This is a genomic window from Rickettsia endosymbiont of Hedychridium roseum (genome assembly GCF_964028255.1).
Classification (GTDB): domain Bacteria; phylum Pseudomonadota; class Alphaproteobacteria; order Rickettsiales; family Rickettsiaceae; genus Rickettsia; species Rickettsia asembonensis.
Genome location: NZ_OZ034753.1, coordinates 1074752 through 1087880, shown reverse-complemented (window position 1 = coordinate 1087880; position 13129 = coordinate 1074752). Strand labels below are relative to the sequence as shown.

The window sequence follows — 13129 nt, the reverse complement described above, 5'->3', positions numbered from 1 at the left end:
GCTTTTAGCTAGGAATGACATAATCCATGCAGCGATATCAATTTTTCAAATTAAACGAGTATACATTAAAAATTTAAAAAATACAATTATGGAAGTAGATCTATTACATTTTGAAAAAAAATATCATAACTATATTGTAGCAGGTATAGATGAAGCAGGTAGAGGACCGCTAGCAGGTCCGGTAGTAGCAAGTGCCGTTATAATAGATAACACTAATATTATACCGGGCATTAAAGATTCTAAAAAACTTTCTAAAAAGAAAAGAGAATTACTATATGAACAAATAACTAGTAATTATGTTTGGGCAACTGCTATTATTTCTCATACCGAAATTGATGAAATTAATATATTAGAAGCAACTAAAAAAGCTTGCTCTATTGCTTCGGCAAATCTTAGCCTTAAGCCGGAAATAGTTTTAGTTGACGGTAATATGCAGTTTAATGATGAAAGATTTGTTAGTATAATTAACGGTGATAATCTATCGTTATCGATTGCTGCGGCTTCTATTGTTGCAAAAGTTACTAGGGATCGTTTGATGCTAGATTTAAGTACTGAATTCCCACAATATTTATGGCATAAAAATTCCGGCTACGGCACTCGTGAACATATCGAAGCTATTAATATACACGGCCTATCACCTTATCATAGGAGGAGTTTTAGGTGTTGTTAATGGTATGGACCTGTGCGGTGTTCGATGTCATTCCCGCGGAAGCGGGAATCCAGAAAAAAGCATAAATATAGCAAGTTTTTGAAATTAAAAGCTCGATTTATCTCGCTTTACTATGGATTCCCGCTTCCGCGGGAATGACATCAATTTAACTCAACTCAAGTGCTGCCTCTTCTAGAGTTTTTAGCTGATCATGAAGTTTGGCGGCTTGTTCAAATTCAAGATTACTTGCGGCTTTAAGCATGTCTTTCTTTAATTTTTCAATATGGGCTTTTAACTTAGCAGGGTTATCAAATAAAGTATGAGCTTGTTTTTTATCAAGCTTACTATCAACTTTCTCAAGTTCTGCTAAAGTATGGATAGCACGGTTAATAGTCTTTGGAATTATGCCGTGTTTTTCATTATATTCTTGTTGAATTTGCCTTCTACGCAATGTTTCACTAAGAGCTTTATCGATAGATTTAGTCATTTTATCAGCATAAAGTATAACTCTGCCCTCACTATTTCTTGCAGCTCTTCCGATTGTTTGTATTAACGATACTTCAGACCGTAAAAATCCCTCTTTATCTGCATCAAGTATAGCAACTAAACCGCATTCAGGGATATCAAGCCCTTCTCGAAGTAAATTAATACCGACTAAAATATCGATAGTACCTTGTCTTAAATCTCGTAAAATCTCGATACGCTCAAGCGTATGAACGTTAGAATGTAAATAAGAAGTTTTATATTTTAGCTCCTGCAAATAGGCGGTTAAATCTTCTGCCATTTTTTTAGTTAAGGTGGTGACTAGAACACGAAAACCTTTAGCTATAGTGGCTTGAATCTCGCTAATTAAATCCTCAACCTGATTGGTGGCCGGCTTTATAATACATTCGGGATCAAGCAGTCCCGTAGGTCTGATAATTAACTCTACAACCGTGCCTCCGGTTTCTTCTAGCTCAAACGGTCCCGGGGTTGCTGATACAAAAACGGTTTGCGGTCTAAATTTTTCCCATTCTTCAAATTTTAAAGGTCTGTTATCAAGAGCAGAAGGCAGACGAAACCCATGCTCTACCAATACTTCTTTCCTTGCTCGATCGCCGTTATACATCGCTCTAATTTGCGGTACGGATACGTGGCTTTCATCAACAAATAATAACGCATCTTCCGGCAAGTACTCGAATAATGTCGGTGGCGGCTCACCGGCATTACGGCCGGTAAAGAATCTCGAATAATTTTCAATGCCTTTACAGCTGCCGGTTTCTGTCAGTATTTCAAGGTCATATTGAGTACGTTGATTTAGCCTTTGCGTTTCAAGCGGTTTATCTTGCGACTTTAAGAACTCTAAGCGTTTTTGTAACTCCTCCTCAATACCTGATATGGCACTATTTACAGTTTCTTGCGGCATCACAAAGTGCGAATTACCAAAAACCATAGCTTTATCGAGTTTAGCAAGTTTTTCGCCTGTTAGGGGATCGAATTCGTGTATATATTCGAGTTCATTACCGAAAAACGATAAACGCCAAGCTTTATCACTATAATGTGAGGGGAAAATATCGATATTGTCGCCTTTAACTCGAAAACAGCCACGCTCAAACCCGATATCGTTACGCTCATATTGTAGATTTATCAAATCGTTTAATAGTTTATCACGAGGGTAGCTTTTACCAGGTTCTAGATTAACCGTCATATGATAATATAAATCAGGAGAGCCAAGCCCGTAAATACAGGAAACGGAAGAAACTACTATAACGTCACGACGCTCTAATAATGATCTTGTAGCGGAATGACGCATTAAATCAATCTGCTCGTTAATTGATGAATCCTTTTCTATAAAAGTATCGGTACGTGCTATATAAGCTTCGGGCTGGTAGTAATCATAATATGAGACAAAATACTCAACGGCGTTCTTTGGAAAAATCGACTTCATTTCTGAATAAATTTGAGCAGCTAAAGTTTTATTATGTGCCATTATCAGAGTAGGGCGATTAGTTCTCTCTATAATATTCGCCATAGTAAAAGTTTTGCCTGACCCTGTAATACCAAGCAACATTTGTGAGCGTTTTTTACTATTTAACCCTGCTATAATTTCATCTATTGCTTTTGGTTGATCGCCTGCCGGTTTATATTCTGAGATAATAGAAAAATTATTCATGTATTTTTACTTGCTTTAAAAACTATAGTTTAAGATAATATATTAAAATCTAACAAAAAAATATAATATTATGAATAAAGCTATATTACACACAATTATTATTTATACTCTCGCTAGTTGTCCTTATTGTATAAAAGCTAAAGCATTGCTTGATGAGAAAAATGTTGTTTATGAGGAAATTGAAGTAAGTAATTTTACTCAGGAAGAGAAAGAAAAATTTATTAAGAAATCCGGTGGAAAAAAGACCGTCCCGCAGATATTTATAGATAATATACATGTTGGAGGTTGTGATGCTCTGTTTGATCTTGAAAAAGAGGGAAGGCTAGATAAGTTGCTGGAAGGGCAACCGAAGAAGACTTCACCTGCAGCCGGGGCGTAATTAATAAAAACGTCATTGCGAGCGACCGTAGACAATACCATATGTCATTCCTGCGTATATTGGTCCTCCCATTGTCATCCCGCGACTTGATCGCGGGATCCAAAAAAATATACAAGCAACTTGTGTTATAAAATGAAAGAATATTACGTTTATATACTTTCTAATAAATGTAATGGTACGTTGTATGTTGGTGTTACTTCTAATATTATAAGGCGTATTTGGCAACATAAACAGAAGTTCACAAAAGGTTTTACCACAAAATACGATATAGATAAATTAGTTTATTTTGAGCAGTTTAATGATGTAAACCTTGCAATTGGTCGTGAAAAACGTTTAAAAGAATACAAAAGAAAATGGAAGTTAGATTTAATTAATTCTAGTAATCCTGATTGGAAGGATTTATACGAAGAATTTTTAAAGTAAATTTTTGGATACCGCGATCAAGTCGCGGTATGACACTGAATAACAATGCCTAACCACAACAATCATAAAAATTCATTCTATTTACTTTTACCATATTTATGGCCTGCGAATTTTGATATACGCCTGCGTATTGTTACTTCTCTTATTTGCCTAGTCATAGCTAAAGTAATAAATATTTTCGTTCCGATTGTTTATAAATATATAATAGACGGGCTGAATAAAAATTTTGCTCTTTCGGTTATTATAGGAATTATTCTTGCATATGGCGGAACTAAAATATTGGTACAAATATTTAGTGAGCTGCGAAATATCATTTTCTCAAAAGTAGGACATCAGGCGACTCGCTTAGTTGCTCTGAATGTCTTTAAGCACATGCATAATTTAAGTATGCGTTTTCATATTACCCGGAAAACAGGAGGCTTAAGTAGGTCAATAGAGCGTGGTACTACAGGTATTGAAGCAATATTACGTTATTCATTATTTAATATTTTTCCGACAAGCCTAGAGATAATCCTTGTAAGTGGAATGTTATGGTATGTTTACGGTATTTGGTTTTCTGTCACTATTTTAATAACGATGATAGTTTATGTTGTTTATACTTTCAAGATCAGTACTTGGCGAATTTCGTTCGTAAGAGAAGTAAATAAAAGTGATAACACCGCTAATAATATTGCAATAGATAGTTTACTAAATTTTGAGACTGTTAAATATTTCGGTAATGAAGAATATGAGGCAGTAAGGTTTAATGAGGCCTTGCAAACTTATGAAGAATCTTCTACTAAAATCACTAACAGCCTATCGATTTTAAATATCGGGCAGGATGTTATAATATCTTTAGGGCTTGTTAGCCTTATGATACTTTCGGCAAATGCTATTAATCAGAATAAAATGACCGTAGGCGATTTAATAATGGTTAATACTTACTTGTTTCAGTTATCAATTCCGCTTTCAATACTTGGCTTTGCTTATAGAGAAATTAAAAACGCCCTAGTTAGTATGGAAGATATGTTTAAACTACTCGACATACCGGCAGAAGTAGAGGATGCCGTGGATGCTAAGAAGCTTATTATATCAAAAGGTGAGGTTAGTTTTGAGAATGTTAGCTTTGCTTATAATCAGGAACGTCCGATTTTGCATAATATAAGTTTTACGATTAAGAGCGGTAAAACTTTAGCGGTGGTAGGTAGTAGCGGGGCAGGGAAATCAACTATATCACGTTTGCTGTTCAGATTTTACGATATTAATAGCGGTAGCATTACTATAGATAATCAAAATATACGAGAAGTTACTCAAGGCTCGCTACGTAAATCTATCGGGATTGTTCCGCAAGATACCGTACTATTTAACGATACGATATATTACAACATCGCATACGGTAATAACGCAGCAAGCTATGACGAAGTTATAGCAGCCTCAAAAAATGCTCATATTCATGAGTTTATTAGCACCCTGCCCGAAGGGTATGAAACCCAGGTAGGCGAGAGAGGCTTAAAACTTTCGGGGGGTGAAAAACAGCGTATAGCGATTGCAAGAACGTTACTCAAAAATCCGTCAATATATGTTTTTGATGAGGCAACAAGTTCGCTTGATACTAAAACCGAAAAGCTAATTCAAGTAAGCCTTAAAGAGATCTCGGCACGCCATACTACCCTTATCATTGCCCATAGACTATCAACTATTATCGATGCAGACGAGATTATCGTTTTAGATAACGGCTATATAGTAGAACGAGGCAACCATAAAACCTTGCTACAGCACAAAGGCTATTACGCAGAACTCTGGTATAAACAGCAGGAAGAGGAGCATTCTTAAAATTTATCATTATCTGTCATCCCGTGGCTTGACCACGGGATCCAGTTAAAAATACTAGATTTCTGCTTTCGCAGGAATGACATCGGTAGCTTAAAACAATGCCACGATTATAAATACAAGCAATCCTTGAAAGAAATTTATTATGTCTCTATAATTAAATATAATTCATTAAATTTAAGGCTAAGTAATCGTGACTGATCAAAATTTTTCTAATTTAGTACCGGTAAATATCGAAGATGAGATGAAATTATCTTATCTTGATTATGCTATGAGTGTTATAGTAAGTAGAGCTATACCGGATGTTCGGGACGGCTTAAAGCCGGTGCATCGCCGAATTATCTATTCCATGCATGAAGCCGGTAATCATGCCAGCAAACCTTATAGAAAATCTGCAAGAATAGTCGGTGACGTGATGGGTAAATACCATCCGCACGGTGACAGTGCTATTTACGACTCGTTAGTACGTATGGCACAAGATTTTTCCTTGCGTTTACCGCTTGTAGACGGGCAGGGTAATTTCGGCTCGATGGACGGTGATGCGGCAGCGGCAATGAGATATACCGAATCTCGAATGGCCAAAGTTTCGCATAAGCTTGTGGAGGATATCGATAAAGAGACTGTCAGCTTTAACCCTAATTACGATGGTTCTGAAGAAGAGCCTTCCGTACTTCCTGCAATGTTTCCCAATTTATTGGTTAACGGTAGCGGAGGTATTGCGGTTGGTATGGCAACTAATATCCCGCCTCATAATCTTGGTGAGGTTATCGATGCGTGCTGTTTATATATAGATAATAATGATATAGAAATATTAGATTTACTCGAAGTCGTTAAAGGACCGGATTTTCCTACAGGTTCAATGATTTTAGGCATTAGCGGTATTAGAACGGCATATCTTACCGGTAGAGGTAGTATCATTATGCGAGGTCGAGCCGAGATTGAGAATATCGGTAATAGCCGTCAAGCAATTATTATTACCGAAATACCGTATATGGTAAATAAAGCAAGGCTTGTTGAAAAGATTGCTGAGATGGTTAAAGAGAAACGTATTGAGGGTATAAGTGATTTACGTGACGAATCGAATAAAAACGGTGTAAGGATTTTTATTGAGTTAAAGAAAGACGTAGTTGCGGAAGTAGTCTTAAATCAAATATACGCATGTACGCAGCTACAAACTAGCTTCGGTGTTATTATGCTTGCTCTTAAAGACGGGCTACCGAAAGTGATGAATTTGAAAGAAGTAATTGCAGCTTTCGTTAGTTTTAGGGAAGTGGTAATTACTAACCGTACTATATATTTGCTAAATAAAGCAAGAGATAGAGCTCATATTTTATTAGGGTTAACCATTGCCGTTAGTAATATCGATGAAATAATACGTATTATCAAAGCTTCAAATGATCAAAATGCAGCCAAACAGGAATTAATGGCACGCAGCTGGGATGCGTTAAATATTCTACCGCTTGTGAAGCTAGTTGATGATAAAGCAATGTTAAATGAGCAAGGCAAATGTAGCTTTACTGAGGTGCAAGCTAAGGCAATCTTAGAAATGAGATTACAACGTCTAACCGCTATGGAGAAAAATAAGCTTGAAGAGGATTTAAAGAACCTAGCTACGGAAATTGCCGAGTACCTTAATATACTTAGCTCTCGCACAAGGTTACTTGAGATTTTAAAGGAAGAGCTAATTAAAGTTAAAGAAGAATTTGCGACTCCTCGTCTTACTTCAATTGAATTCGGCGAATTTGATCAAGATATAGAAGATTTAATTCAGCGTGAAGAAATGGTAGTAACCGTAACGCTTGGTGGGTATATTAAGCGTGTACCTCTAAGTAGCTATCGTTCGCAAAAACGCGGCGGTAAAGGAAGATCAGGGCTTTCAATGCGTGATGAAGATATTACCACGCAAGTTTTTGTCGGTAGTACTCATACGCCAATGTTGTTCTTCTCAAATATCGGTCAGGTTTATAGTTTAAAACTATATAAATTACCTTTAAGTAATCCGCAAGGTAAAGGAAGACCAATGGTTAATATATTACCGTTGAAAGAAAATGAGCATATTACGAATATTATGCCGCTACCTGAAAATCAGGATGAGTGGGATAATTTAAATATTATGTTTGCAACTGCTAAGGGTAACATCAGAAGAAGCGATTTATTAGATTTCAAAAAGATTCAGTCGAACGGTAAAATTGCTATTAGGCTTGATGAGGACGATAAATTAATAGACGTAAAACCATGTAAAGAAGACGAGCATATTTTACTTGCCACCAAAGCCGGTAAAGCTTTAAGATTTCCTGTTGAATCGCTGCGTGTTATTAAGAGCCGTACTTCCGACGGGGTGCGAGGTATGAAGCTTGCTAAAGAGGATTCCGTAATTTCTATGACTGTGCTTAAAGGCATTAGCAGTACAAAAGAGGATAGAGATGCTTATTTAACAGTGCCATGGGAAAAAAGGCTTGAGATTGCTAAAGGTGAGGAGTTTAACCTCAAAGAGTTAGGTGTAACTTTGACTGCAGATTCTATTTTAGAAATGGCAAATTCCGAAGAATTTATCTTGACGGTTACAGAGAACGGTTTCGGTAAAAGAAGCTCGGCTTATGGTTATAGAATTACTGACCGTGGCGGCAGCGGTATAATCAATATGGATATTAACGACAAAACCGGTTTAGTCGTCGGTGTTATGCCGGTTAAAATGGATGATGAGCTAATGCTGATCACCAATAGCGGTAAGTTAATTCGCTGTAAACTTGAGTCAGTGCGTATTACGGGACGTAACACTAGCGGCGTAATCCTATTTAAGCTAGATGACGGTGAAAAAGTCGTATCTGTCTCTTTAATTGCTGAAACTTCTGAAAACGAAGAAGATAGTGAGTTAGAGAAAGAGGGTTTAGAGCAATCTGAAGAGGTGTATCGGTTGTTACGAAGATAGGTAAATGCTCGTTTTATGTCATTCACGCATGGCATTGGCGTTGTTGCATAGCTCGTTTATGTCATTCCCGCGTAGGCGGGAATCCAGTAAAAAAACATAAATACGGCAAGTTTTTAAAATTAAAAGCTCGATTTATCTCGCTTTATGCTGGATTCCCGCCTACGCGGGAAGGCATTGTTGCGTGGACCGGTAAAACCCACTGTGTCACCCCGTGGCTTGACCACGGGGTCCATAAAAACAATAAATATAATAATTTTAACTGGATCCCGTGGTCAAGCCACGGGATGACAATCGAAAAATTGTTTCATCAAATTACTTTGTGATTTTCCTCGCAATGACGTTAATTTATTAACTACTCTGCTTTTAGTTAGCAATACCTCCCAAAGAACTTCTAGAAAAGTATTGCAACACTAATTTTTCTCTCTATAATAACTGTATATTGAATTTATGAATATGCAAATATTAACTTTCCAGTCTTTCTTTACTACTACAACCGGTTCAAGCCGGTAACAATATCTCTATATCTTTCTTTTAATTATATCCACCCCTTTAAATTAACTAATTATTATTAGGTAAGTTTTATGTTTCGTAAAATGCCACTTATTTTAATGGCTATTATTATAGCTATCATATTATTCAACCCACTAATGAGTTTAGAAGTAAAAAGGTTATTATATTCAATAAGTCTATCTATTAAATCTATAATTGGATTATTTCTTCCTTTAATTATTTTTGGCTTACTTTTTAAATCTGTTGTAATGCTAGCCAAAGATGCAACACGTATAGTTTTCTTAATATTATTACTAGTATGTGGGTCTAATTTTTGTTCTACTTTCATAAGTCATTATGTAGGTATATACATATATCAATTCGATTTATCAATGATCTCTCCTATAGAAAATGATAGTTTAAAGCCTTTATGGTTACTTAATTTTCCTAATATTATTTCTAATGATAAAATCTATTTAGTAGTATTATCTTAGGCTTTATATCCTCAAAATTTTGTGCTGAGATTGCAATTGGATTGGCTTTCAAGATAGAAGCATTTGTTGCAAAAATATTGCGATTGTTTATCTATATAATTCCCTTATTTATAATGGGCTTTATCGTAAAACTACAGTTTGATGAAGTATTAGGTATAATTATTAAAGATTATATGTTCATTTTTGGGACAATCGCATTTGCTCAGTTTGGCTATATCTTTCTTGCTTATTTTATTTTAAGTAACTGTCGAATTAAGGAATTCATAGCTAGCCTCAGTAATATGATGCCAGCGTCTATAAGTGGATTTAGTGCTATGTCTAGTGTTATAAGTATGCCACTTAGTATAATAGGAGCGGAAAATAATACAAATAATAAAGCACTCGCTCGTACCGTTGTACCAATAACAGTAAATATTCATCTTGTTGGCGATTGTTTCGCTATACCGATTTTAGCTTATGCTATACTAAAAAGTTATGGATTAGCTGAGCCTACTTTATTTAATTATCTTATTTTTGCTTTTTATTTTGTATTGGCAAAATTTTCAGTAGCCGCAATACCAGGTGGAGGAATTATTGTAATGCTTCCTATACTTGAACAATATCTAGGTTTTAATACTAATATGATGTCTCTGATTACAGCTCTTTATATCTTGTTTGATCCTATGATCACTTGTGCTAATGTTTTAGGAAATGGTGCTTTTGTTAAACTGATAGATAATATATATAGTGTAACTCAGAAAGCTTAGATTAGGTTTCTCAAAATACTCTAGGTTCTTGCGTGCGGAAAATTAAATTATTTGTATTTTTAGATATTTTTAAGCGGAAATTAATAAGAACGCAAGAACCTAATATCTCTTTTTCTTTTAAAGTAATTGTTGAATTATCTATATTTGATAAATTAGATATTTGTGTTCCTAGAATTGTTATTTTTTGTGAAGAATTAGTTAATTTTTGAACTGGAACTCAAATATTAATTAGATAATTGATTTAAAAGAGAAAAAGCATATAATCTTTGTGTAGGAAATTATATATTGAGTAATAAATTATGATGTGGTTATTAATTGCGATTGGTTTAACCGTTTCGGTTCTTATTATAGGGGTAGTGTCGATGGCTATCGGAGGAAAGTTTGATAAGAAATTTAGTTCAAAGTTAATGACTTTAAGAGTTTTTTTTCAGGCAGTTGCTATATTGTTATTGATTATAATATATTTTTATAAAGTTAATTTATAAATGCCTGAAAATAACTCAAAAGCTACTTAATCGATTTCTCTAATTTCTTCGCGTAATTCTTCCCATTTGTCTAAAATTTCTTCTAATGTAACTTCTTCGACTTTTTTCTTTTCATCTTCAAAGTCCTTTAAATCTCTAATCAGTTTCTCTAGCTTTAATAATGAAATTTTTTTTTCATTATACTGATCGCTACAATGTTCTTCGAGTTGTTCGGCAATTTCTTCAATATCACCCCAATGCATTGCTATTCCTCCTTAATTTTATGCAAGCCTTATTTATTAACATGTTATCTGATATTTGCTATTATTTTTTACTAAATATTATTAATTCGACAAATTATTGCAAATAGGTGAGTTTATTATGCAACTATTGCCGGAATTAGGCAGGTTTGCTTTCTTTACATTTTGGTGGTTTTATGGTATATTAAAATAAAATATTAAGATTTAATTATGTCAATATTACCGATAGTAACGGCACCTGATGAAAGATTAAAGCAGAAATCTCAGCCGGTTTTAGAGTTTACAGATCAAACACGAAAATTTATGGATGATATGCTTAAAACTATGTACCATGAAGACGGTGCAGGGCTTGCAGCAGTACAAGTAGGGGTATTGAAACGTATTTTAGTAATTGATATGAAAGATCATGATCCGGTAGAAAGACCAAAGGATTTTTATCCGCTTTTTATAGTGAATCCTGAAATAATAGAAAAATCAGAAGAGCTAATTACAGCTAATGAAGGTTGTATCTCAGTACCGGAGCAACGTATTGAGGTGGCAAGACCGGAATCTATAAAGATTAGGTATTTAGACTATCATGGTAAATCACAAGAGCTTAAAGCAAATGATTGGCTTGCAAGAGTTATCCAGCATGAGTATGATCATTTAGAAGGTAAGCTTATGATTGATTATTTAAGTAATTTAAAACGAGATGTAGTACTTCGTAAGCTTAAGAAACTCAAAAATAATATAGTGTGAAAGTAATCTTTATGGGAACGCCTGAATTTGCTGTTCCTGCTCTTAAAAAACTTATAACTCATCACGAAGTTAAAGCTGTTTTTACACAGCAACCTAAAGCTAAGGGTAGAGGACTTAACTTAGCTAAATCTCCAATACATCAATTAGCATTTGAGCATCAAATTTCTGTTTATACTCCTTCTACTCTTCGTAATGATGAAATAATAAATCTAATTAATAAAGTTAATGCTGATATTATAGTTGTTATTGCATATGGTTTTATTGTGCCTAAAGCTATATTAGAAGCTAAAAAATACGGCTGTCTTAATATCCATCCATCCGATTTGCCTCGTCACAGAGGAGCGGCTCCTCTGCAGCGTACTATTATAGAGGGTGATCGGAAAAGTAGCGTATGTATTATGCGTATGGATACAGGGCTTGATACAGGTGATATATTGATGAAAGAAGATTTTGATTTAGAAGAAAGGACAACATTGGAAGAATTGCACAATAAATGTGCTAATTTAGGATCTGAATTACTAATAAAAACACTTGCAAATATCGATAATATAGTACCGATAAAACAGTCAAGTGATGGCGTTACGTATGCTCATAAATTAACTAAAGAAGAAGGAAAAATTAATTGGCATGAATCCGCATATAAAATAGATTGTAAAATAAGAGGAATGAATCCCTGGCCCGGAGCATATTTTAGTTATAATGATAAAATAATTAAAATCCTTGAAGCAGAATATTTAAATGCGGAGCATCACTTTACTTCCGGCACCGTTATTAGCGATAAGCTGGAAATAGCTTGTGGAAGCGGTATATTACGAGTGAAAAAACTTCAGCAAGAGAGTAAAAAAGCTTTGAATATAGAAGAATTTTTACGTGGTACAAATATTTTAAAAGATACAATATTAAAATAAGAGTATTAATTATGGGTAAAGATAAAAAAGAAGTTAGGTTTAATGATGATTTAGACATTAAGGAGTTTATCTTAAAGCTTGAAAAGAATAGTGATATTTATTCTATAAAAATGAAAGTAATTAATATAGTAGATGATGAAGTAGAGAATCAAACTAAGCTACTTACGGAAACTCAATTTCTTGTGAAAAAAACTCCACACGGTAAAACATCTCAATATGAAATTAGCGGCTTTATTAACAAAGCTGGCGAACATATAAACGATCCAAAGCAAATAAAAGAAATTTCAAAATTATATGCTCATGCCGAATTTGCTGATTTACAGAAAAATATTTTAGGTAAATTTGATAAGAACGGTAATTTAAGTATAACTAAAGATTTTGAAATTGATGAAAATCTAGTCTTTAGAAAAGACGGTAAATTATTGTTTGTTAAAACTCAAAGCGGTTTGATAAACAGAGAAGGAGAAATGAAAGCGGTAAATCATGTTTTACAAAAAGGCAGATTCTTTTTTGAAGATTTAGGCGGTAAGGTAGATACAAAATTAGGGACTGCAAGTCTAAACAAAAAGCCGACAAAGCCTACTTTAAAAAGAGGTTAAAATAACTTTAAACCCCCTCGTAAGAAATAAAATTAAAATTATTTGAAATTAGTGTTTGACAAGCTTTAAAAATATAGATATAAAATCATC

Annotated in this window: 14 protein-coding genes; 11 read left to right on the top strand and 3 right to left on the bottom strand. The window is 34.4% G+C overall.

Annotated elements, in window-relative coordinates:
- Positions 1-88: 88 nt before the first annotated feature.
- Positions 89-670 (top strand): ribonuclease HII, encoded by a 582-nt coding sequence (rnhB, locus tag AC5587_RS06360; RefSeq protein WP_410526743.1) that lies wholly within the window; start codon positions 89-91, stop codon positions 668-670.
- Positions 671-815: 145 nt separating this feature from the next.
- On the opposite strand, the gene uvrB is transcribed toward rnhB, so the two are convergent.
- A complete protein-coding gene (gene uvrB / locus AC5587_RS06355; protein ID WP_499162192.1) occupies positions 816-2801 on the bottom strand; it encodes an excinuclease ABC subunit UvrB in 1986 nt (661 codons plus the stop codon).
- A gap of 70 nt (positions 2802-2871) precedes the next feature.
- Here uvrB and grxC point away from each other — a divergent pair, with 70 nt between their 5' ends.
- The 4 genes from grxC to gyrA all read left to right on the top strand — a co-directional run bounded on the left by grxC (position 2872) and on the right by gyrA (position 8341).
- On the top strand, positions 2872-3180 hold the full coding sequence (gene grxC, locus AC5587_RS06350) for a glutaredoxin 3 (RefSeq protein WP_410526741.1): 309 nt from the start codon (positions 2872-2874) through the stop codon (positions 3178-3180).
- 132 nt (positions 3181-3312) lie between these two features.
- Positions 3313-3603: a GIY-YIG nuclease family protein gene (locus AC5587_RS06345; protein WP_499162191.1), complete on the top strand. Its 291-nt coding sequence runs from the start codon at positions 3313-3315 to the stop codon at positions 3601-3603.
- A 45-nt stretch (positions 3604-3648) separates the two neighbouring features.
- A complete protein-coding gene (locus AC5587_RS06340) occupies positions 3649-5415 on the top strand; it encodes an ABCB family ABC transporter ATP-binding protein/permease (protein WP_499162190.1) in 1767 nt (588 codons plus the stop codon).
- 190 nt (positions 5416-5605) lie between these two features.
- Positions 5606-8341, top strand: coding sequence for a DNA topoisomerase (ATP-hydrolyzing) subunit A (gene gyrA / locus AC5587_RS06335; RefSeq protein ID WP_499162189.1), 2736 nt, complete (start codon positions 5606-5608; stop codon positions 8339-8341).
- 568 nt (positions 8342-8909) lie between these two features.
- Here the strand turns inward: gyrA and AC5587_RS06330 are convergent.
- On the bottom strand, positions 8910-9179 hold the full coding sequence (locus AC5587_RS06330; protein ID WP_499162188.1) for a hypothetical protein: 270 nt from the start codon (positions 9177-9179) through the stop codon (positions 8910-8912).
- A gap of 186 nt (positions 9180-9365) precedes the next feature.
- On the opposite strand from AC5587_RS06330, the gene AC5587_RS06325 reads away from it, so the two are divergent.
- From AC5587_RS06325 to AC5587_RS06315, 3 genes are all read left to right on the top strand, one after another.
- Complete coding sequence (locus AC5587_RS06325; protein WP_499162187.1) at positions 9366-10070, top strand: cation:dicarboxylate symporter family transporter; 705 nt, start codon at positions 9366-9368, stop codon at positions 10068-10070.
- 32 nt (positions 10071-10102) lie between these two features.
- A complete protein-coding gene (locus AC5587_RS06320) occupies positions 10103-10279 on the top strand; it encodes a peptide deformylase (protein WP_410527667.1) in 177 nt (58 codons plus the stop codon).
- A 90-nt stretch (positions 10280-10369) separates the two neighbouring features.
- Complete coding sequence (locus tag AC5587_RS06315; RefSeq protein WP_040257119.1) at positions 10370-10555, top strand: twin transmembrane helix small protein; 186 nt, start codon at positions 10370-10372, stop codon at positions 10553-10555.
- Positions 10556-10581: 26 nt separating this feature from the next.
- On the opposite strand, the gene iscX is transcribed toward AC5587_RS06315, so the two are convergent.
- A complete protein-coding gene (gene iscX, locus AC5587_RS06310) occupies positions 10582-10797 on the bottom strand; it encodes a Fe-S cluster assembly protein IscX (RefSeq protein WP_499162186.1) in 216 nt (71 codons plus the stop codon).
- Between the two features lie 207 nt (positions 10798-11004).
- Between iscX and def the strand changes: the two genes are divergently transcribed.
- The 3 genes from def (at position 11005) to AC5587_RS06295 (ending at position 13039) form a co-directional block, all read left to right on the top strand.
- Positions 11005-11532, top strand: coding sequence for a peptide deformylase (def, locus tag AC5587_RS06305; protein ID WP_499162185.1), 528 nt, complete (start codon positions 11005-11007; stop codon positions 11530-11532).
- Complete coding sequence (gene fmt / locus AC5587_RS06300) at positions 11529-12440, top strand: methionyl-tRNA formyltransferase (protein WP_499162184.1); 912 nt, start codon at positions 11529-11531, stop codon at positions 12438-12440. The genes def and fmt overlap by 4 nt, the downstream gene beginning before the upstream one ends.
- A 182-nt stretch (positions 12441-12622) precedes the next feature.
- Entirely contained in the window at positions 12623-13039 is a 417-nt protein-coding gene (locus AC5587_RS06295; RefSeq protein ID WP_410527670.1) for a hypothetical protein, read from the top strand.
- Positions 13040-13129: the final 90 nt, after the last annotated feature.

Excerpts from the sequence above, each read along its gene's own strand:
- rnhB (WP_410526743.1), top strand. The coding sequence starts at position 89 with ATGGAAGTAGATCTATTACATTTTGAAAAAAAATATCATAACTATATT.
- uvrB (WP_499162192.1), bottom strand. The coding sequence starts at position 2,801 with ATGAATAATTTTTCTATTATCTCAGAATATAAACCGGCAGGCGATCAA.
- grxC (WP_410526741.1), top strand. The coding sequence starts at position 2,872 with ATGAATAAAGCTATATTACACACAATTATTATTTATACTCTCGCTAGT.
- AC5587_RS06345 (WP_499162191.1), top strand. The coding sequence starts at position 3,313 with ATGAAAGAATATTACGTTTATATACTTTCTAATAAATGTAATGGTACG.
- AC5587_RS06340 (WP_499162190.1), top strand. The coding sequence starts at position 3,649 with ATGCCTAACCACAACAATCATAAAAATTCATTCTATTTACTTTTACCA.
- AC5587_RS06330 (WP_499162188.1), bottom strand. The coding sequence starts at position 9,179 with ATGAAAGTAGAACAAAAATTAGACCCACATACTAGTAATAATATTAAG.
- AC5587_RS06315 (WP_040257119.1), top strand. The coding sequence starts at position 10,370 with ATGATGTGGTTATTAATTGCGATTGGTTTAACCGTTTCGGTTCTTATT.
- iscX (WP_499162186.1), bottom strand. The coding sequence starts at position 10,797 with ATGCATTGGGGTGATATTGAAGAAATTGCCGAACAACTCGAAGAACAT.
- def (WP_499162185.1), top strand. The coding sequence starts at position 11,005 with ATGTCAATATTACCGATAGTAACGGCACCTGATGAAAGATTAAAGCAG.